The organism is Azospirillum sp. A26, from assembly GCF_042604635.1.
Lineage (GTDB): Bacteria > Pseudomonadota > Alphaproteobacteria > Azospirillales > Azospirillaceae > Azospirillum > Azospirillum palustre.
In genome coordinates, this window is record NZ_CP170473.1 from 760,350 (window position 1) to 780,275 (window position 19,926).

At 66.6% G+C, this 19,926-nt stretch carries 14 protein-coding genes; 8 read left to right on the forward strand and 6 right to left on the reverse strand.

Going from position 1 to position 19,926, the window contains the following annotated elements; translation table 11 throughout:
• Window positions 1–17: 17 nt before the first annotated feature.
• Window positions 18–1,127 (reverse strand): ABC transporter substrate-binding protein, encoded by a 1,110-nt coding sequence (locus ABNQ39_RS17635; RefSeq protein ID WP_376962176.1) that lies wholly within the window; start codon window positions 1,125–1,127, stop codon window positions 18–20.
• Window positions 1,128–1,411: 284 nt separating this feature from the next.
• On the opposite strand from ABNQ39_RS17635, the gene ABNQ39_RS17640 reads away from it, so the two are divergent.
• Window positions 1,412–2,311 carry an MBL fold metallo-hydrolase gene (locus tag ABNQ39_RS17640; protein ID WP_376962178.1) on the forward strand — a complete coding sequence of 300 codons (900 nt, stop codon included), beginning with the start codon at window positions 1,412–1,414 and terminating at the stop codon, window positions 2,309–2,311.
• Between the two features lie 82 nt (window positions 2,312–2,393).
• On the opposite strand, the gene acnB is transcribed toward ABNQ39_RS17640, so the two are convergent.
• The gene (gene acnB / locus ABNQ39_RS17645; protein WP_376962180.1) at window positions 2,394–4,985 is read right to left on the reverse strand and encodes a bifunctional aconitate hydratase 2/2-methylisocitrate dehydratase; all 2,592 of its coding nucleotides are present in this window, start codon (window positions 4,983–4,985) and stop codon (window positions 2,394–2,396) included.
• Window positions 4,986–5,187: 202 nt separating this feature from the next.
• Window positions 5,188–5,718 (reverse strand): ribonuclease E activity regulator RraA, encoded by a 531-nt coding sequence (gene rraA, locus ABNQ39_RS17650; protein ID WP_376962182.1) that lies wholly within the window; start codon window positions 5,716–5,718, stop codon window positions 5,188–5,190.
• A 208-nt stretch (window positions 5,719–5,926) separates the two neighbouring features.
• Between rraA and ABNQ39_RS17655 the strand changes: the two genes are divergently transcribed.
• The 4 genes from ABNQ39_RS17655 to ABNQ39_RS17670 all read left to right on the forward strand — a co-directional run bounded on the left by ABNQ39_RS17655 (window position 5,927) and on the right by ABNQ39_RS17670 (window position 9,919).
• Window positions 5,927–6,304, forward strand: coding sequence for a hypothetical protein (locus ABNQ39_RS17655; RefSeq protein ID WP_376962184.1), 378 nt, complete (start codon window positions 5,927–5,929; stop codon window positions 6,302–6,304).
• Window positions 6,305–6,777: 473 nt separating this feature from the next.
• A complete protein-coding gene (locus ABNQ39_RS17660) occupies window positions 6,778–7,719 on the forward strand; it encodes an EamA family transporter (RefSeq protein ID WP_376962186.1) in 942 nt (313 codons plus the stop codon).
• Complete coding sequence (locus tag ABNQ39_RS17665; RefSeq protein WP_376962188.1) at window positions 7,712–8,938, forward strand: radical SAM protein; 1,227 nt, start codon at window positions 7,712–7,714, stop codon at window positions 8,936–8,938. The genes ABNQ39_RS17660 and ABNQ39_RS17665 overlap by 8 nt, the downstream gene beginning before the upstream one ends.
• Before the next feature lie 15 nt (window positions 8,939–8,953).
• Entirely contained in the window at window positions 8,954–9,919 is a 966-nt protein-coding gene (locus ABNQ39_RS17670) for an agmatinase family protein (RefSeq protein WP_376962190.1), read from the forward strand.
• Window positions 9,920–9,928: 9 nt separating this feature from the next.
• Here ABNQ39_RS17670 and ABNQ39_RS17675 read toward each other — a convergent pair whose 3' ends face one another.
• A complete protein-coding gene (locus ABNQ39_RS17675) occupies window positions 9,929–10,789 on the reverse strand; it encodes a MurR/RpiR family transcriptional regulator (protein ID WP_376962192.1) in 861 nt (286 codons plus the stop codon).
• Window positions 10,790–11,185: 396 nt separating this feature from the next.
• Here ABNQ39_RS17675 and pflB point away from each other — a divergent pair, with 396 nt between their 5' ends.
• The 3 genes from pflB to ABNQ39_RS17690 all read left to right on the forward strand — a co-directional run bounded on the left by pflB (window position 11,186) and on the right by ABNQ39_RS17690 (window position 17,061).
• Window positions 11,186–13,471 (forward strand): formate C-acetyltransferase, encoded by a 2,286-nt coding sequence (gene pflB, locus ABNQ39_RS17680; RefSeq protein ID WP_428846413.1) that lies wholly within the window; start codon window positions 11,186–11,188, stop codon window positions 13,469–13,471.
• A 184-nt stretch (window positions 13,472–13,655) separates the two neighbouring features.
• Window positions 13,656–14,417: a pyruvate formate-lyase-activating protein gene (gene pflA / locus ABNQ39_RS17685; RefSeq protein WP_109050639.1), complete on the forward strand. Its 762-nt coding sequence runs from the start codon at window positions 13,656–13,658 to the stop codon at window positions 14,415–14,417.
• 115 nt (window positions 14,418–14,532) lie between these two features.
• Window positions 14,533–17,061 (forward strand): esterase-like activity of phytase family protein, encoded by a 2,529-nt coding sequence (locus tag ABNQ39_RS17690; RefSeq protein WP_376962195.1) that lies wholly within the window; start codon window positions 14,533–14,535, stop codon window positions 17,059–17,061.
• 62 nt (window positions 17,062–17,123) lie between these two features.
• On the opposite strand, the gene ABNQ39_RS17695 is transcribed toward ABNQ39_RS17690, so the two are convergent.
• A complete protein-coding gene (locus ABNQ39_RS17695; RefSeq protein ID WP_376962197.1) occupies window positions 17,124–18,650 on the reverse strand; it encodes an FAD-binding oxidoreductase in 1,527 nt (508 codons plus the stop codon).
• An 83-nt stretch (window positions 18,651–18,733) separates the two neighbouring features.
• Window positions 18,734–19,852 carry a serine hydrolase domain-containing protein gene (locus ABNQ39_RS17700; protein ID WP_376962199.1) on the reverse strand — a complete coding sequence of 373 codons (1,119 nt, stop codon included), beginning with the start codon at window positions 19,850–19,852 and terminating at the stop codon, window positions 18,734–18,736.
• Window positions 19,853–19,926 lie beyond the last annotated feature (74 nt).

Consider the following 19,926-nt stretch of genomic DNA (forward strand, 5'->3'; position numbering starts at 1 on the left):
CCAGTTCCCTGTTCCAGTTACTTCTGCGCCACCATCTTGGGCTGGCCGTTGTTCCAGACATACATGACATAGTTCGGCTTGGTGATGTCGCCCTTCTTGTCGAACTCCACCGGACCGACGACGGTGTCATAGCTGCCGGAATGCAGGGTCTTCGCCAGCTTGCCGCTGTCCGTGCCGCCGGCCTTCTGGAGCCCCTCGGCGATCACCTGAACCGCAGCATAGCTGTAGAAGGCGAAGTTGCCCGGTTCCGGCAAGCCGGCCTTCTTGAAGGAGGCGATCAGCTCCTGCGCCTTCGGATCGCTGGCCGCCGACGCGCTGTCGGTGTACAGCGTGCCCTCGCCGGCCGGGCCGGTGATCGACCAGTATTCCTGGTTGTTCAGGCCGTCACCGGCGATGAACTGCGGCTTCATGCCCTGTTCCTGCGCCTGACGGACGATCAGGCCCAGTTCCGGATGGTAGCCACCGTAATAGACGGCATCGATGTTCTTGTCCTTCAGGCTGGTGATCAGCGCCGAGAAGTCCTTCTCACCCGCCGTGACCGACCCGCGATAGGCGACCTTGCTGCCGGCCTTTTCCAACGTCTCCACCACGACATCGGCCAGCCCCTTGCCATAGGCCTGCTTGTCGTCCAGAACCGCGACGTTCTTGCCCTTGAAGGTCTGGGCCAGATAATTCCCGGCAACCACGCCCTGCTGGTCATCGCGGCCACAGACGCGGAAGATGTTGGGATGGCCCTTGGCGGTCAGCAGCGGGTTGGTGGCGGTCGGGGTGACCATCACCACGCCTTCCTCCTGATAGACGTCGGCCGCCGGGATGCTGGCGCCGGAGCAGAGATGGCCGACCACCGCCGTCACCTTCTCGCGCACGAACTGGTTGGCGACGGCCACCGCCTGACGCGGGTCGCAGGCGTCGTCACCCACCTTCAGCACCAGCTTCTGCCCCAGCACGCCGCCCTTGGCGTTGATGTCCGCGACCGCCTGCTTGGCTCCGTACACCGACTGCTCGCCCAGCGCCGCGACCGGGCCGGTCGTCGCCGTGCCCAGGCCGATCACGATGTCGGCCTGCGCCGTGCCGAAGCCGGCCAGCAGCGCCGTCGCGCTGACGAAGGAAAGGACGGTGAGACGCATGATTGGTTCTCCCAGGATGGCTATTTTGTGCCGGACCATATCCGCCGGCCACGGCATGTTTCCTTTTCTGACCGATACGACAGGATTTTGAAAGCGCGATCATGGGTTTCGCAGCGCTCCGACGGAAACCGCGACCGTTCGCCGCCATCGCCGTGTACGCCACTGTTCGAGCGGGTCACCGGCCTGCAACCGAGAGCGAGCGAGGCAGGAAAACCCGAGCCGCAAAACAGGACGAGCGCCGCTCCGTGCTGTTGTCGAAGGACACAGGTGGGAGATGGACAGCCATGGCCTCGCAGATTCCGTTGTCGGAGGACAGCAGCGCAATCGATCCGGCGCTTGATGCGCTGCGCAACGACCACACGCATGAGATCGCGCCCGACCTCGCCTACCGGCGGCTCGGCATCGTCAATGTGGTGTTCTGGGGGCCGCCAGGAGCCGGTGACCGCGGCTGGATGCTGATAGATGCCGGGTTGGCGGGCACCAAGGGCTTCATCCGCGCCGCCGCCGCGGACCGGTTCGGCCGCGATGCCAGACCCGCCGCCATCGTCCTGACCCATGGCCATTTCGACCATGTCGGGGTGTTGGAGGATCTGGCGGAGGAGTGGGACGCCCCGGTCTACGCCCACCCGCTGGAGCACCCCTATCTGAACGGTCGGGCCGCCTACCCGCCCGGCGATCCGTCGGTCGGCGGCGGCGCGATGGCGGCGCTGGCGCGCTTCTACCCGCGCAAACCGGTGGATGTCGGATCGCGCCTGCATGCCCTGCCGGAGGACGGGTCGGTGCCGGACATGCCAGGCTGGCGCTGGATCCACACGCCGGGGCACAGCGTCGGCCATGTCTCCTTCTGGCGGGAGCAGGATCGCTCGATGATCGTCGGTGATGCCTTCGTCACAACGGGGCAGGAATCGGCCTACGCCGTCGCGGTACAACGGGCGGAGATGCACGGCCCACCGATGTACTTTACTGTCGAGTGGGACAAGGCACGGGAGTCGGTTGCCCGGTTGGCGGCCTTGGACCCCGAACTGGTCATCACCGGACACGGCGAGCCGATGCAGGGGGCCGAAATGCGCGCCGCCCTGCACCGGCTGGCGGACGAATTCGACGGCATCGCCATCCCACGGCAGGGGATTTATCTGGAGAAGCCGGCACGCGCAGAGGACCGAAGCGCCTATTGCGCTCCCTAACCTCCACCTCCTTCAATACAGACAAGAAACCCCGCCGGATCGCTCCGGCGGGGTTTCCTTTACAGACCGCTGCTTGCGGCCATCAGGCCGGAACGGCGACCTTGTCCGCGACTTCCTGGAAGGCCGGGATCTGGTCGAAGTTCATGTAGCGGTAGATGTCGGCGGCGGACTTGTTCACCACGCCGACCTGGGCGAGATACTCCTCGGTGGTCGGGATCTTGCCCAGCAGCGCCGCGACGGCGGCCAGTTCGGCCGACGACAGGTAGACGCGGGTGTCGATGCCCAGACGGTTCGGGAAGTTGCGGGTCGAGGTCGAGACGGCGGTCGAGCCCTTGCGGACCTGCGCCTGGTTGCCCATGCACAGCGAGCAGCCCGGCATCTCCATGCGGGCGCCGGCCTTGCCGAGGGTGGCGTAGTAGCCTTCCTCGGTCAGCATCATCGCGTCCATCTTCGTCGGCGGAGCGATCCAGAGGCGGGTCGGGAGGTCCGAATTCCCGTTCAGGATCTTACCGGCGGCGCGGAAGTGGCCGATGTTGGTCATGCAGGAGCCGATGAACACCTCGTCGATCTTGTCGCCGGCGACCTCGGACAGCGTCTTCACGTCGTCCGGATCGTTCGGGCAGGCCAGGATCGGCTCCTTGACGTCGGCCAGATCGATCTCGATCACCGCGGCATAGTCGGCGTCGGCGTCCGGACGCAGCAGCTGCGGATCGGCGATCCACGCCTCCATCGCCTTGATGCGGCGCTCCAGAGTGCGCGCATCGGCGTACCCGTTGGCGATCATCCACTTCATCAGCGTGATGTTGGAGGTCATGTACTCGATGATCGGCTCCTTGTTCAGGAGCACGGTGCAGCCCGCCGCCGAGCGCTCGGCCGAGGCGTCGGTCAGCTCGAACGCCTGCTCGACCTTCAGGTCGGGCAGACCTTCGATCTCCAGCACGCGGCCGGAGAAGATGTTCTTCTTGCCCTTCTTCTCGACCGTCAGCAGGCCGGCCTTGATCGCGTAGAGCGGGATGGCGTTGACGAGGTCACGCAGGGTGACGCCCGGCTGCATCTCGCCCTTGAAGCGGACCAGGACCGATTCCGGCATGTCCAGCGGCATCACGCCGGTGGCGGCGGCGAAGGCGACCAGACCGGAACCGGCCGGGAAGCTGATGCCGATCGGGAAGCGGGTGTGGCTGTCGCCGCCGGTGCCGACGGTGTCCGGCAGCAGCAGGCGGTTCAGCCAGGAGTGGATGACGCCGTCGCCCGGACGCAGGGCCACGCCGCCGCGGGTGGAGATGAAGTCCGGCAGCTCGTGGTGGGTCTTGACGTCCACCAGCTTCGGATAGGCGGCGGTGTGGCAGAAGGACTGCATGACCAGATCGGCCGAGAAGCCCAGGCAGGCCAGATCCTTCAGCTCGTCGCGGGTCATCGGGCCGGTGGTGTCCTGCGACCCCACCGTCGTCATCTTCGGCTCGCAATAGGTGCCCGGACGGACGCCCTTGCCTTCCGGCAGACCGCAGGCGCGGCCGACCATCTTCTGGGCCAGCGTGTAGCCCTTGCCGGTGTCGGCCGGGGAGGCCGGCTGGCGGAACAGCTCCGACGCCGGCAGGCCGAGCGCCTCGCGGGCGCGGGTCGTCAGGCCGCGGCCGATGATCAGCGGGATGCGGCCGCCGGCACGCACCTCGTCGAAGATCACCTCGGAGCGCACGGTGAACTCGGCGATGACCTCGCCATTCTTCAGCGCCTTGCCCTCATAGGGGCGCAGCTCGATGACGTCGCCCATCTCCATCTTGTTGACGTCGAGTTCGATGGGCAGGGCGCCGGCGTCTTCCATGGTGTTGAAGAAGATCGGGGCGATCTTGGTGCCGAGGCAGACGCCACCGAAACGCTTGTTCGGGACGAACGGAATGTCCTCGCCGGTGAACCACAGCACCGAGTTGGTGGCGGACTTGCGCGAGGAGCCGGTGCCGACCACGTCGCCGACATAGGCGATCAGGTTGCCCTTCTGCTTCAGCGCTTCCAGCTGCTTCGTCGGGCCGCGCTGGCCCGGCTCGTCGGCCTCAATGCCCGGACGCGGGTTTTTCAGCATGGCGAGCGCGTGCAGCGGGATGTCCGGACGGCTCCAGGCGTCGGGGGCCGGCGACAGGTCGTCGGTGTTGGTCTCGCCCGACACCTTGAAGACGGTCAGCGTCATCGACGCCGGGACTTCCGGACGCGAGGTGAACCACTCGGCATCGGCCCAGGACTGCAGCACCGACTTGGCGTTGGCGTTGCCCTTGTCGGCCAGTTCCTTGACGTCATGGAAGAAGTCGAAGACCAGGAGGGTCTTCTTCAGGCCTTCCGCGGCGGCGGTGCCGCATTCGGCATCCGACAGCAGGTCGATCAGCGGCTGGACGTTGAAGCCGCCGAGCATGGTGCCCAGCAGTTCGGTGGCCTTGACCTTGGAGATCAGCGGCGAGCTGTCGGCGCCCTTGGCGACGGCGGCCAGGAAGCCGGCCTTGACGCGGGCGGCATCGTCGACGCCGGCCGGAACGCGGTGGGTGATGAGGTCGAGGAGGAAGGCCTCCTCGCCCGCCGGCGGGGCCTTCAGCAGGTCGATCAGTTCCGACGTCTGCTTCGCGGTCAGGGGCAGGGCCGGGATTCCGAGGGCGGCGCGTTCGGCCGCGTGCTGGCGGTAGGCTTCGAGCACGGCAGGGTTCCTCATAAATGAAAGGCCGGCCCTTGGATGGGAACCGTGAGACGGCCCGCTTGAACTCAGGTCGGGTTTATATGCCTGCTAAAGTGAAAGTGCAAGGGGGCGCCCCGCTTACGTGAAGCGGACAGGACGAAGCTGCCATTCTTTTTGCACTGGTATTACCGGCGCTTGGTATGACCACTTCGTCTTCCCCGCTTTACTTCAGCACGGCCGCCTGCTCGGGTGTCAGCAGCACGATACCGTCCTCGTCGGCGAACAGGATGTCGCCGGGGCGGACGGCGGCGCCCGGCAGGTCTAGGGCCACGTCCACCAGCCCCTGGTCGCGGCGGGTGGAAGCCCGCGGGATCGAGGCCAGCGCCTTGATGCCGAGCGGCAAGGTCGCCAGTTCGGCCACGTCGCGGACGCAGCCCCAGATCACCACGCCGGCCCAGCCGTTCTTCACCGCCGATGCGGCGATCATGTCGCCCATCAGGGCACAGCGCAGGCTACCGGCGCCGTCCACCACCAGAACGCGGCCGGCACCGGGAGTTGCCAACAGCTCCTTGACGCGGGAATTGTCCTCCAGGCACTTCACGGTGACGACCGCACCGGTGAAGCGGGTGACGCCGCCGAAATCGCGGAAGCCCGGCAGGACATAGCGGGCGTCGTCCTTGAATCGGTCGAACAGGTCGCAGGTGGGGACGAAGGTGGTGGCGGTCTGGTCGGTGGCGGTCTGGTCAGTCGTCATGGGGCCTGGAACTCCGCAGCGTGAACGGTGCAGGGACTTTCCCGCGTCCCCTCTTGCGCCAAAGCCGGGCGGCAGGCAAGAGCCGCGCACCGCGATGACGGCAGGTCGGCGAACGTGACGCAGGAGATTTGCCGAACGTGCAATCGACGTTCCAGCAACCGCCACCCATATTTTCAAAAAGACGAAGAAAACGGATGGTGTCTTCCCCATGAAAACGCCGAACCTCGCGGCTTTCGCCGCGGCCGGTGCGCTGACGATGCTGGTCTCCGCCTGCGCCTCGACCCTCTCGCCCCCGCCGGTGGCACAGCCCGATCCGGCGCTGCTTTCCGTCATCAACAGCAATGTGACCAACGACTGCAACCCGCAGACCGCCGCGGTGCTGACCGGCGTGGGCCTGCCTGCGAGCAATGTGCGCGGCGTGAATTACGGCATCTATCGCGACGAATACCGCGACAAGATCGTCCGCTGGGATGCCTGGGTGTATCTTAAGGACCAGCCGGGCTCGCTGGTGGTCACGCTCGACGAGGATTGCCGGCCGATCCAGATCTATGCCCGCGAAGGCGCGAAGCTGCCGGGCAGGCGCTGAGACGGCGGATCGAGACCATTTCCGCGATGGAGCCGCTCCACTTGGCGGTGAGCGGCTCCACGGCCACACTGTCGCCCCTTTTTGAATCGCCCACGAATCTCTGACCTGTCTTAACTTTGGGGGACAGGAATTCCGCAGGCCTGGGCACCGCCTGCATTCATTGCTTCGCTCTCTAAGTTTGTCTTTGTTTCTCTTCATACCTTCATATGTTTTACTTTAAATTCTCTAAATTCACCTTGACGCACGAATCCGATGTGGGTAACGGTAATCCCATAGCCTGACTGTGGTCATACCGGCCACTGCCGAAAGTCCTCCGCACCGTCACGAGCCGTTTGCCAGCCGGATTCCATGGGAAAGCCGCCGGCTTCCCATGATGACGGCTTGCGCGTCCGTGCCGCACTGCTGCTGGCCTGCTGGTGAAAGGCCGACCGGAAAACGCCAGCTCAGGAGAAGACATGACGGAGCAGAGGTCCATGCGTGCCGTGGGCATGGTCGCGATCTTCGTCGCGGCGATCCTGTTCGGTGCGGCGGGAGCGGCGGCGAAGGTGTTGTTCGTCGGCACCGTATCCCCTCTCGACCTGACGGCGATCCGCAGTTTCGTGGCCTGCGCCGTTCTCGGGTCGATCATGGCCCTCGTTCCGGGTCGGTCCTTCCACATTCCACCCCCTGCCCGGCCGATGGCGGTGGCGGCAGGCATCGTGTTCGTCGTGGTGAACGCGACCTTCTATCTGGCGATCGACATGATGAACGTCGCGGCGGCCATCACGCTGGAATACACCTCGCCCTTCTTCGTGCTGGTGCTCGGCGCGCTTTTCGGCAGCAGGCGCATCGGCGGTCGCGATTGCGGGATCGTCGCGCTCAGCCTCGTCGGCTGCTTCCTTCTGACGGGCGGCGGCGGCGAATGGGTAAGGCTCTCCGCCGGTCTGGCCGTCGGGCTCGCCTGCGGCCTCGCCTTTGCCGTCTTCAACATCATCGGCAACGCCTGCAAGGCGCGAGGCATCGGCGCCACGGCGCTGACCTTCTGGAATTTCGCCATCTCTTCGGTCGTCTGGGCCGCCGCCCTGCCTTTCCTCGGGCTGCACAGGCTGGAGCCGACGGCGGAGATGGTCGCCTATATCGGCTTCATCGCCGTGGTCGCCACCATCCTCCCCTACTGGCTGCTGCTGTTCGGCCTGCGCCATGTCGATGCACTGCCGGCGACGGTGATCGGGTTGCTCGACCCGCTGGCCGCCGGCCTCATGGCTTACTTTCTATTGGGAGAAACGCTGACCCCCGCCAACATGGCGGGCATTGCGCTCGTCTCCCTTTCCGTCATCCTCGTCACGCTTTCGGAACGGCAGAAGAGCAGTGCGCCGGCAAAATCGCCCCGCAGCCCCGCCGAAGGCACCGCCCTGCTGGAGGCAAACAATGGTTGATACCCCCGCCACCCTTCCGCTCGATCATCTCCGTATCGAGCCCGATCTGGACCGGCGCTCACTTCCCCACATCCAGGCGGCGGGAAGGCGGCTGGAGGATTTGTGGGCGAAAGGCACGGATCATTGCCCCAGCCTGATCGGCGCCGCCGCGGCGACCGGGCGGATGATCCATCTCGATCTCGACCTGACCGGCGACTGTGCCCTGAAGTGCTTCTATTGCGACCGCACGCCCGACCGTTACAACGGCGTTCCCAACCGGCAGGAACTGACCACGACGGAGCGCAAGGACATCATCCGCCAAGCCAAGGCGCTCGGAGCCACGACGGTCGAGTTTCCCGGTGCCGGCGAGCCGATGCTGGATCCCGGATTCTGGGAAATCGTCTCGTTCATCCACGAGCTGGGCATGACCAGCGTCGTGTTCACCAGCGGCTATCACCTGGACGAGGCGGCGGCCGACCGGCTGTACGATCTGGGGGCGACGATCTTCCTGAAATACAACAACATCGACACGGTCGTGCAGGACCGCATGGTCGGTCTCCGCGGCTATGGCGAGAAGGCGCACGAGGCGATGCGCATCCTGCTCGCCCGCGGGTTCAACCAGACCATTCCGACCCGCCTCGCGATCGATGTCGTCGTAACCCCGAAATACCACGATCTGAACGGCGTCGCCGACCTGTTCCGCTGGTGCCGGGACAACAATGTCCACAGCTATATCGTCACCCTCATCCCCGAGGGATTGGCCGACCACAAATCGATCCTGCTCGAACGAAACCGCGCCGACGAACTGATCGAACTGATGCGGGGCATCGACGAGGAGGAATACGGGATCGTCTACCAGCCCAGCAGGCCGATGGGCGGGGGCTACCGCTGCCGGCAGGTCAATTGCGGCCTGTTCGTCAATCTGTTCGGCGAGGTCTACGACTGCAACGGGCTTTCCCGCCTGATCGGCCATGTCCGTACGGATTCGCTTGAGGCGATCTGGAGTTCGGCCTATGCGCGCCATGTGCGGCAACCGGACCAGGACGGCTTCTGCCTCGTGCGCGAACGCCAATGGGAAGGACGCGACCAGTCGGCCGTGGCCCGCAAGCTGGAGGATTATCAGAGCTGGCAGGCGGCCAATGCACCGGACGACATCGTCGAACGGGCGAAGGGGATGGTGGGGGTTGGCCGCATCGAACTCGCCCGGACCGGTGCGGTCCCGGTCGGTTCGGACGATTGAGCGGCGGGGAGCGATATGAACACGCGCGTCGTCGAGGACTCCACCGTCCGCTGGATTTCCGGTGCATGGGAGAGGCCAGTCAGAAGTCCGGGGAATGAAGAAAATCACGACCGTCCTTCCGTTGAGGATGGTACCGGCATTCTGTTCCTGGAAATTCCGTTCGACCATGCGGTCAGCCATCGGCCGGGCACACGCTTCGGCCCGTCCGCCATCCTGGCGGCTCTGGACGGCTTCAGCCTCTATTGCACGGACAAGCGGACCGATCTCAGCCGGTTGCGGCTGCGCCGTTTCGGCGAAATCGAGGTCACCAACGACATCCACGCCACCTATCGCCACATCGCGGAAACCGTCGCCGGCCTGGCTCCCGGCGACACCCCGGTGTTCCTGGGCGGCGACCATTCCATCACCGACCCGATCCTGCGCGGCCTGCTGAGACGCAGCCCGGACCGCAAGCTCGGGCTGGTCGTCTTCGACGCCCATTTCGATTCGCGCATTCCGGTGCCCGGGAAGGAGCATTCCGGTCATTGGATGCATACGGTGGCCGAGGTGTTCGACCATCGCCACAGCGTCCAGCTCGGCATCGACGCGCCGATCTACTCCGGTGCGTACATGGAGCTGGCGGAAGCGGCCGGGATCATGGTCCGCACCCCGTGGGACATCCGTCGCGCCGGGCTTGCCGCAACCGTCGCCGAGGCCATCCGGCATGCGGGGGAGCCGACCGACGCGGTCCATATCTCCATCGACATCGACTGCCTGTCCGCGGGCTTCGCTCCGGGCACCAGCGTTCCCAATCCCGCCGGATTGACCCTCTGGGACGTGGCCGATGCGGTGTTCGAGATCGCACGCAGCGCAGCCCACGCCAGCCTGGACATCGTGGAGGTCAGCCCGCCTCTGGACAGCACTGGCCTCACCGCCCAGTCCGCAGCCCATCTGGCGATGAATTTCCTGGCCGGCCGGGCGGCCCGCCTTCAGCAAGGCTGATCCGGCTGCCTAACGCTCCGACACATGGGCATCCACCGCACGGTCGTGGCGCTTCAGCCGTTCCTGAAGCGTGTCGCCCATGCGCAGGGCGACGGCGATGGACAGGATGTCGCCCAGCACCAGATGGGCGATACGGACGGTCATCGGCGAGTGGATATCGAAATCGTCGGCCACGTCGGCGACGAGGCTGACCGTCGCCATGTCGGCGAGCGGCGATCCGGAGCGGGTCAGTGCCACCACGTCGGCCCCGGCCTTCCGGGCGTTCTGCACGGCGTCGAGGATGTCGCGGGTGCGGCCGGTGCTGGACACCGCAACCACGGCATCGCCCTTCGCCAGGGTCAGGGCCGAGGCGAAATAGACGTGGGAGTCGGTGTAGGCGACGGTCGGCATGCCCAGCCGGAAGAATTTGCGCTGGATGTCCTCCGCCACCGTGCCGGAGTTGCCGGAGCCGTAGAACTCGATCCGGCGGGCCGCGGCCAGCACGTCGGCGGCGCGGTCCACCGCGTCGGCCGGCAGGTTGTTGCGCACCTGCATCAGCGTTGCGATGGTCCGGTCGAATAGCTTGCCGGCCAGCACCGCCCCCGGCACGCCGCCATCAGCGTCCAGTTCCCCGCCCACCGACAGGTCCTGGTGCAGGAACGGCATGCCTCCGGCGATGTCCTGCGCCAGCTTGATCTTGAACTCGCGGAAACCGCGGCAGCCGAGTGCTGCGCAGAAGCGCGCCACCGTTGGCTCGCTCACCCCGACCCGGTCGGCCAGTTCGGCCATGGACAGGTTGATCACGTCGCCCGGATGGGCCATCGCATAGTCGGCCAGCTTGCGTTCCGAAGGCCGGATCTGGTCGCGGACGGCGGCGATTCTCGCCAGCATGTGGGGGGCGCTCCCTTCTGATTGTGGGTCAGCCTAGCACATGTAGCAAAGCTACATATACAGCGCTGCGAACGACCGATTCCGTCGCGTGCCGGGCACGCCCTTTCCAAGCGTTTCCAACCGCTCCGGCCTTGCCCTGCGACAAAATGCCGGGCCTGTCCGCCTTGTCCGGATGCCTGTCCGGGAGTATGTAGTAAAACTACAGAGCGGGCGCAACGCACGGCATCGGTCACCGCACCGGCCGCCCCGCGCCCGGTCTGAAAATATGACGTGTATCAACGAATCCGGCGCCGATTGCGCCTATGCTTCCAATCGTCCCGCGTGGTTCGCGGGCACCACGAGACCGCCGACACGGCCATTGACCCGCGCCGACGGCTATATCTCTGAGGAGTCATCATGGACACCCTGCTGATGGACGGACTTGCCCAGGCCACGGAGCAGCAGTCCGCCGCCGACCCCTGGCGCGGCTTTGCCCCGGGCGTCTGGCGCCGCTCGGTCGACGTCCGCGATTTCATCCAGCGCAACCTGACCCCCTATGAAGGGGACGCGGGCTTCGTCGCCGGTCCCACCGCCCGCACCACCGCGCTGTTCGCCAAGGTCACCGACCTGCTGAAGCAGGAACGCGCCGCCAAGGGCGGCGTCCTGGACGCCGACACCGAAGTCTTCGCCTCGATCACCTCACACGCCGCCGGCTATATCGACCGCGAGCTGGAAGTGATCGTCGGCCTGCAGACCGACAAGCCGCTGAAGCGCGCCATCATGCCGTTCGGCGGCTGGCGCATGGTCAAGACCGGGCTGGAGGCCTACGGCTACACCCCGTCGCCGAAGCTGGAGGAGGTGTTCCCGGTCCTGCGCAAGACGCACAATGACGGCGTGTTCGATGTCTACACGCCCGAGATGCTGCGCTGCCGCAAGTCCGGCGTCATCACCGGCCTGCCCGATGCCTATGGCCGCGGCCGCATCATCGGCGACTATCGCCGGCTGGCGCTGTACGGCGCCGATTTCCTGATCAAGGACAAGAAGGCCCAGCTGGCGTCGCTGGAGGTCAGCCGGATCGACGAGGACGTGCTGCGCCTGCGCGAGGAGATCTCCGAGCAGATCCGCGCGCTGAAGGAGCTGGTCGAGATGGCCGCCTCCTACGGCTTCGACGTCAAGCGCCCGGCCGCCACCGGCCGCGAGGCGGTGCAGTGGACCTATCTGGCCTATCTGGCCGCGGTCAAGGAAGCCAACGGCGCGGCGATGTCGCTGGGCCGCGTCTCCAGCTTCCTCGACATCTACATCGACCGCGACCTGCGGAACGGCGTCATCACCGAGGCGGAAGCCCAGGAGATGATCGACCATTTCGTCATGAAGCTGCGTCTGGTCCGCTTCCTGCGCACGCCGGAATACGACCAGCTGTTCTCGGGCGACCCGACCTGGGTGACGGAATGCCTGGGCGGCATGGGGCTGGACGGCCGGACGCTGGTCAGCAAGACCAACTTCCGCATGTTGCAGACCCTGCACAATCTGGGGCCGGCGCCGGAACCGAACCTGACGGTGCTGTGGTCGGAGAAGCTGCCGGACGGCTTCAAGCGCTTCTGCGCCGACACCTCGATCAAGACCTGCTCGGTCCAGTACGAGAGCGACGATTTGATGCGCGGCTATTGGGGCGACGACTACGGCATCGCCTGCTGTGTCTCGGCCATGCGCATCGGCAAGCAGATGCAGTTCTTCGGCGCCCGCGCCAACCTGGCCAAGACGCTGATGTACGCCATCAACGGCGGCAAGGACGAGGTTTCGGGCGAGCAGATCGGCCCGGCCTATGCGCCCATCACCGGCGACGTGCTGGACTATGACGAGGTCATGGCCCGCTTCGAGCCGATGATGGAGTGGCTGGCCAAGGTCTACATGAACGCGCTGAACGCCATCCATTACATGCACGACAAGTACATGTACGAGCGGATGGAGATGGCGCTCCACGACCGCGACATCCTGCGCACCATGGCCTGCGGCATCGCCGGCCTGAGCGTGGTGGCGGACAGCCTGTCGGCGATCAAGCACGCCAAGGTGAAGGTCATCCGCGACGCCAACGGCCTCGCCACCGATTTCGAGATCGACGGCGACTATCCGGCCTTCGGCAACAACGACGCGCGGGTCGACGACATCGCGGTGTGGGCGGTCGAGCGCTTCATGACGGCGCTGCGCAAGCAGAAGCCCTACCGGAACGCCATGCCGACCCAGTCGGTGCTGACGATCACCTCGAACGTGGTCTACGGCAAGAAGACCGGCAACACGCCGGACGGCCGCAAGGCCGGCCAGCCCTTCGCGCCGGGCGCCAATCCGATGCACGGGCGGGATAAGAAGGGCGCCATCGCATCGATGGCCAGCGTGGCGAAGCTGCCCTATGCGCACGCGCAGGACGGCATCAGCTACACCTTCACCATCGTCCCCGGCGCTCTCGGCCGGACCGAGGACGAGCGGGTGAGCAATCTGGTCGGCATGCTGGACGGCTATGCCGCGCAGGGCGGTCACCACATCAACGTCAACGTCTTCGACCGCGAGACGCTGCTGCACGCCATGGACCATCCGGAGCTGTATCCGCAGCTGACCATCCGGGTGTCCGGCTATGCCGTGAACTTCATCAAGCTGACGCGCGAGCAGCAGCTCGACGTCATCAGCCGGACGTTCCACGACAAGCATTGAGGGGCGTCGGCTTCCCTTCCACCCTAGAGCGATCCCCTCTCCCCCCGGGGAGAGGGTTAGGGTGAGGGGGGCGCGCAGCGGCCCTTTACCGAGAATCCTCCAGATGCATCCCCCTCACCCCGACCCTCTCCCCGGGGGGGGAGAGGGGGATATCCGGGCGCAAAGTTTTAAAATTGGATCGGTTATGACACCCCCCCTCCCCCAAGCCCGCCCCGGCTCCGTTTCCGGCTGGATCCATTCGGTCGAGACCGGCGGAACGGTGGACGGGCCGGGGATCCGCTATGTGCTGTTCATGTCGGGCTGCCCGCTGCGCTGCCTGTACTGCCACAACCCCGACACCCAGCACATGCATGACGGGACGCGGACGACCTCCGCGGAAGTTCTCGACGACATCGCGCTCTACGCCACCTTCCTGCAACGCGCCCATGGCGGGCTGACGCTGAGCGGCGGCGAGCCGCTGGTGCAGCCGGAATTCACCGCCGCCATCCTGCGCGGGGCGAAGGCGCTGGGGCTGCACACCGCGCTCGACACCTCCGGCTTCCTCGGCAACCATGCCGACGACCATCTGCTGGAGGACGTCGACCTCGTCCTGCTCGACATCAAGGCCTTTTCCGAGAAGACCTATCGCCACCTGACCGGCGTTCCGCTGCGCCCGACGCTGGAGTTCGCGGAACGGCTGGCCGGGCTGAACAAGCGCATCTGGCTGCGCTATGTGCTGGTCCCCAACCTGACCGACGACGCGGCCGAGATCGACGGGCTGGCGGAGTTCGTCGCCGGGCTGGGCGTGGTCGACCGGGTCGACGTGCTGCCCTTCCACAAGATGGGCGAGCACAAATGGAAGGCGTTGGGGCGCAAATACATGCTGACCGACACCGAACCGCCGTCGCGCGAGCTGGTGGAGCGGGTGCGCAAACAGTTCCAGGCGCAGGGGCTGCGGGCGGACTGAGCCCCCTGCCGAAAACGTCATCGACACGTCACGAAGGCGACACGACGCCGTCACGCGCCCTCGCCTAATACCCCCTTTGGAATTCGCTTGGGTTTCAATTGGGGGGTTCTTTTCAATGCGGACGATACACCGTGCGGGACGGTTGAGGACGGCATTGCTGTCCGCCACCGGCCTCGCCTCTCTCATCCTGTCCACCTGCGGCGTCGCGATGGGGGTCGCCTCCGCCCAGACCGTGGACAGCGTGACCGTCGGCGGCTCCAGCTTCGTCAACCAGGGTCTGGTCGGCGTCGGCCGGATCGGCTCCGCCACCCGCGACAAGTATGGCGAGACCTTCGGCTCGATGTCCGGGCTGACCTTCGACGCCAAGTCCTGGCGGCGCAGCGGTGACAGCTACAGCGGCATCATGTATGCCCTGCCCGACCGCGGCTACAACGTCGTCGGCACCACCGACTACCGGCCGCGATTCAACACGCTGGCCCTGTCGCTGACGCCCTATTACGGCAGCGCCGCGCTGGCCGCCGGCAGCGGGCAGCAGTCGCAGATCGGGCTGAGCCTGCTCGACACCACCCTGCTGACGGAGGCGAACGGCGCCGTCACCACCGGTCTCGACCCGCAGCCGCGCAGCGGCGTGCGCGCCGCCGCCGGGGGGCTGCCGGCCCTGCCGCAGGCCTACAACGGCAAGGTCAGCCTCGACACCGAGGGCATCGCCCGGCTCGCCGACGGCAGCTTCTTCATCAGCGACGAATACGGCCCCTACATCTATCACTTCTCCGCCACCGGCCGGATGATCTCGGCGGTGCAGCCGCCGGCCGCCTTGCTGCCGGTCCGCAACGGCGGGCTGGACTTCGCCTCCAACAACCCGGCCACCGGCCAGCCGGCGCCGACCCCGTCCGACCCGGTCACCGGCCGCCAGAACAACCAGGGACTGGAAGGCCTGTCGCTGACGCCGGACAAGACCAAGCTGGCGACCCTGCTGCAAAGCGCCACCCGCCAGGACGGCGGCACCGGCGGCAACAGCGCCACCCGGCGCAACACCCGCCTGCTGATCTACGATGTGTCCAGCAACCCGGACAGCCCGGCGCTGATCGGCCATTACGTCGTGCCGCTGCCCACCTTCCGGTCCGGCAGCAGCACGCTGGTTGCGGCGCAGAGCGAGATGCTGGCGCTGAACGACAAGCAGTTCCTCGTCCTGTCGCGCGACAGCAACAATGGCCAGGGGCTGAGCGGCACCAACTCGCTCTACCGCAGCATCGACATCGTCGACGTGTCGAACGCCACCAATCTGGTCGGCACCGCATACGAGGGCACCACCCCGGTCGCCCCCGGCGGCAATCTGGTGGCCTCGGTCACGCCGGTGTCCTACAGCCAGTTCCTGAGCATCAACAACAACGGCCAGCTGGCGAAGTTCGGGCTGCACAATGGCGGCGCGCAGGACGCCAACCTGCTGTCGGAGAAGTGGGAGGCGATGGGGCTGCTGCCGGTGCTCGACGCCGCCAAGCCCGACGACTTCTTCCTGTTCGTCGGCAACGACAACGACTTCCTGACCCGCAACGGCTATCAGGTCGGCGCCGCCTATGACGCCGGAGCCAATGTCGACACGATGCTGCTGGTCTACCGGCTGACCTTGCCGACCTACGTCGATCCGCTCGCCATCGAATCGCTGCGCCAGACCGCCCTGCCGGTGGCACGCGGCCTCGGCAACGCGTCGGTGGCGATGGCCGACGCGGCGTCGCGCTCGGTGCGCAGCCATCTGAACGGCCTGCGCTTCCTCGGCGCCTCCGGCGAAGGAGGTGGGCAGGCCGCAAGCGGTCCGGCGATCAGCGGCTGGGCCGGCGGACGGTTGGGCTACAACAACGCCGACGACACCGGCATGGCGCTGGGCGGCGACACCGATTCGCGCACCGGGCAGGTCGGTGCCGACATCCGCATCGCCGACAACCTCGTCGCCGGCTTCGCCGTGGGGGGCGCACGCAACAGCCTGTCCTTCGGCGACACCGGCAGCGCCAAGGTCCGCTCCGCCTCGATCAGCCCCTATGTCGCCGGCCAGTACGGCGGCTTCTTCGGCAGCCTGTCGGGCACCTACTCCTTCGACAACTACGACAAGATCGCCCGCAACACCGGCGCCTATGGCCTCACCGCCCGCGGCGAGACCAAGGGGCGCAGCTGGTCGGTCGGCGTCGATGGCGGCTATGAGCTGGGCGAAGGGGCGTGGTCGTTCGGGCCGGTCGCCGCGGCGCGCTACACCCGCGCCACCATCGACGGCTACACGGAGGCGGAAGCCATCCACCTGAACGGCATCCTGCCGAGCCAGACCCAGCGCGGCTGGAGCTGGGAGTTCGGCGGGCAGGTCGCCCACCGCTTCGAGACGGAGAGCGCGTCGATCATCCCGCAGGCCCGCCTCAGCTACGAGTGGAACCGGGTGCGCGGGGCCGAGACGCTGGCCGCCACGCTCGCCAACCGCACCACGAGCAGCCTGGGCACGGTGACCCGGACCTTCGGCACGCCCGAACGCGACGGGCTGCGTGCCGGGGCCGGCGTCACTCTGCTGAGCGGAGCGGTGGCGTGGCAGGTCGGCTATGACGGCAAGTTCGGTCACGACAACCGCGACCACAGCGTCTTCACCTCGGTCGGCTACCGCTTCTGAGAAACCGGCAAGTCGGACGGGAGGCCCTCCCGCCCGACTTGCCGCACCGGTCCGGTTAAAGTTTACGCCGGGCGGATCGCCTGGGCGAAGGTGAAGAGCATGGTCGGGTCAACCGCCTTCTTCACCTCGGCCAGCTTGGCGAGATTCTCGCCGTAATAGGCCCGCTGCCAGTCGGCGAGCGACGGGTCGGGGAAGTTCTGGAACGCCCCCTGCGCCTTGGTCCGGCGGTTCACGTCGTCGTAGAAGCGCTGCTGCCATTCCAGCGCCTGCTCGATCAGCAGGACCGAATCCGTCGGCCGCCACCAGTTGGTCTCGACCGAGAACAGCCAGTCGTAGCCGCGGTGGACATAGGCGGTCTCGGTAGGGCCTACGCGGTTGATGGCGCCGCCGACCTGGAAGAACTTGAAGGCGACCGGCATCGAGGTGGCGGACATCCTGGCCGCCCAGTCGAACATCGCTGCGATGGCCTCGTCGCCGATGTTCGCCGCCGTCATGTAGCTGGATTTTTCCTGGTAGTAATAGGGGAAGGTGGTTTCGGTCAGGAAATCCTGCCCCGTCCAGTAGGGCACGTTCTCCTCAAGCTTGGACTGGCTCCAGTCGATCGACTCCCAGGTGGACTTGAAGATTTCCTTCAACGTCACTCTGGATTTGTGCAGCTGGCCGAGGATCGACAGCTTCAGCGGCACGTTGGCGCAGCGCTCCTGCCAGCTCGGGATGGTGACGTTGATCTTGCTACCGAACTCGTCGGGGGCCGCCGCCAGCTCGGTCAGCAGGAGCTTCAGGATCTTTGGCAGATCCTTGCCGGTCCAGACCAGGTTGAACACCGTCACCGGCTCCGCCGGGCGGGTTTCCAGGGTGAAGGAGGTGTTGATGCCGAAATTCCCGCCGGCACCGCCGCGGCAGGCCCAATAGAGAGCGGATTCGCTGTCCGCATTGGCGTTCACGTGGCTGCCGTCGGCCTTGACCAGCTCCGTCGCGCGCAGCAGGTCGGACGCCATGCCGAACTTGCGCATGTTGAAGCCGATGCCACCACCGAGCAGGAATCCGGCGGCACCGACCGAATCGCAGCGCCCATGGGTGATGGTGCGGCCCAGCCGCTCCATCTGCTTGTAGACGTAGGAGTTCAGCGTGCCGCCCAGCACCCGGACCAGCCCGTCGGAGCCCTTCACCGGCTCCGCCCCCGCCATCAGCGTCATGTCGATCAGCAGGCCGGGCGTGGTGGAGAAGCCGGCGTAATTGTGGCCGCCGGAGCGCACAGCGAAGGGTATGGCCTGCTTCTTCACCCAGGCGATGCAGGCCTGGACGTCCTCCGGCCGAGAACAGCGGGCGATGCCGGCCGGCAGGGTGGCGCCATAGCGCAGGTTGTTGGGCCGGCAGATATCGGCGAAGAACGGATCCTCCGGCCGCAACACCCCGCCCTTCACCCCCTTCGCCAGATCGGACCAGGCCGACGGCGGCGGGCAATAGGCCCCACCGGTCTCCGCCGCGAGGGCGGAACCCGGCATCAGCCGGACCGCGGCAGCGGCACCGGCGAACCGGCCGGCCCCGACAAGGAAATTGCGGCGGGAAGCGTGCAGTCCGAGCGCCATGGGCCTGTCCATCCTGTTTTATAAGTTGTGTTTTTCTATATTTACTATCCTATTGATAATAATTTCCGTCAACGGTACCCGGATCAGGGGCCGAACACCTCCTCGGCCACCGCATCCAGCAGGGCATCGTCGCTCTGCTGGTTGCCGTTCGTCAGGAAGATCAGCGCGGTGCGGCGGCCGGGGTAATAGCGGACATCGGCCTCGAACCCGTCATAGCGCCCGTCATGGCCGGCGCCGCGTCCCCAGCGGTCCTTCCACAACGCCACACCAAGCCCCTGCCCCTCTTCGTTCTCCGAGGGGGTCAGCATGCGGCGAACCGTCGGCGCCGCCAGCAGCCGGTTGTCGCGGAACAGGGCGAAGACGAAGCGTTCCAGATCGCCGGCGGTGGTGACCAGCGGCCCGTCGCCGGTGGTCGCCGCCCAGGACCGCCGGCTGACGTCGCCCTCCCCGGTGTAGCCATGGGCGAGGCTGCGGTCGCGCGGATCGGCGCCGACGCTGGTCGAAGCCATCCCGGCCCGCTCCAGCACCCGGTTCCGCAGAACCTGCGCGAAGGGAAGGCCGTCGCGCCGCGCTGCGATGTGGCCGAGCAGGACATAGTTGCTGTTGGAGTATTCGTAATGCCCGCCGACCGGACCGGTCGCCTTCTCCCCCGCCGCATAGGCGAGCAGGGTGCCGTCGCGCGGCAGCCGCTCCGGCTTCGCCGCCTCATCCTCCTGATAGGCGTCGGTGATGTAATCGGGAATGCCCGAGCTGTGGTCGAGCAGATGGACCAGCCGCGCCCGGTTGGCGTTGGCGATCCTGTCCAGCGGCAGGTCGGACGCCAGTTCCCGCACCGGCTGGTCGAGCGAGAGCAGCCCCTCCTCCACCTGTTGCAGCACGGCGGCGGCGGTCGCCATCTTGCCGACGGAGGCGACATAGAAGCGGGTGTCCTCCGTCACCGGCCGCCCGCCCTTGCGGTCGGCGATGCCGGACACCACCACCCGCCGCCCGTCCGGACCCGACACCAGCAGGATGCCACCATCCAGCTCCTCGTCGGCCAGGAAGCGGTCGAGCAGCCGTTGCAGACGGTCGGGCTTGGCGGCTGCGGCATCGGAGGCTGGGATCGCCAGGGCCAGCAGCAGCGCCAATCCCGGCATCAGCCGGCGCAACCGCCCGGTGCGGCTGGAAAAGCCGCCGGTATCGTCCCGTCCTTGCGTGCGCATGCACCCTGCCCCCATCCAGTGAGCGGCCCGGCGGGATTACGCCGAAAGCCATAACCGGAATCGAGGGTATGACT

What these genes read in the sequence shown, in the direction of transcription:
- ABNQ39_RS17675 (WP_376962192.1), bottom strand. Translation starts at nt 10,789, where the DNA reads ATGCTGGCGAGAATCGCCGCCGTCCGCGACCAGATCCGGCCTTCGGAA.
- ABNQ39_RS17635 (WP_376962176.1), bottom strand. Translation starts at nt 1,127, where the DNA reads ATGCGTCTCACCGTCCTTTCCTTCGTCAGCGCGACGGCGCTGCTGGCC.
- ABNQ39_RS17660 (WP_376962186.1), top strand. Translation starts at nt 6,778, where the DNA reads ATGCGTGCCGTGGGCATGGTCGCGATCTTCGTCGCGGCGATCCTGTTC.
- ABNQ39_RS17700 (WP_376962199.1), bottom strand. Translation starts at nt 19,852, where the DNA reads ATGCGCACGCAAGGACGGGACGATACCGGCGGCTTTTCCAGCCGCACC.
- pflB (WP_428846413.1), top strand. Translation starts at nt 11,186, where the DNA reads ATGGACACCCTGCTGATGGACGGACTTGCCCAGGCCACGGAGCAGCAG.
- ABNQ39_RS17670 (WP_376962190.1), top strand. Translation starts at nt 8,954, where the DNA reads ATGAACACGCGCGTCGTCGAGGACTCCACCGTCCGCTGGATTTCCGGT.
- ABNQ39_RS17695 (WP_376962197.1), bottom strand. Translation starts at nt 18,650, where the DNA reads ATGGCGCTCGGACTGCACGCTTCCCGCCGCAATTTCCTTGTCGGGGCC.
- rraA (WP_376962182.1), bottom strand. Translation starts at nt 5,718, where the DNA reads ATGACGACTGACCAGACCGCCACCGACCAGACCGCCACCACCTTCGTC.
- ABNQ39_RS17640 (WP_376962178.1), top strand. Translation starts at nt 1,412, where the DNA reads ATGGCCTCGCAGATTCCGTTGTCGGAGGACAGCAGCGCAATCGATCCG.
- ABNQ39_RS17665 (WP_376962188.1), top strand. Translation starts at nt 7,712, where the DNA reads ATGGTTGATACCCCCGCCACCCTTCCGCTCGATCATCTCCGTATCGAG.
- ABNQ39_RS17690 (WP_376962195.1), top strand. Translation starts at nt 14,533, where the DNA reads ATGCGGACGATACACCGTGCGGGACGGTTGAGGACGGCATTGCTGTCC.
- pflA (WP_109050639.1), top strand. Translation starts at nt 13,656, where the DNA reads ATGACACCCCCCCTCCCCCAAGCCCGCCCCGGCTCCGTTTCCGGCTGG.
- ABNQ39_RS17655 (WP_376962184.1), top strand. Translation starts at nt 5,927, where the DNA reads ATGAAAACGCCGAACCTCGCGGCTTTCGCCGCGGCCGGTGCGCTGACG.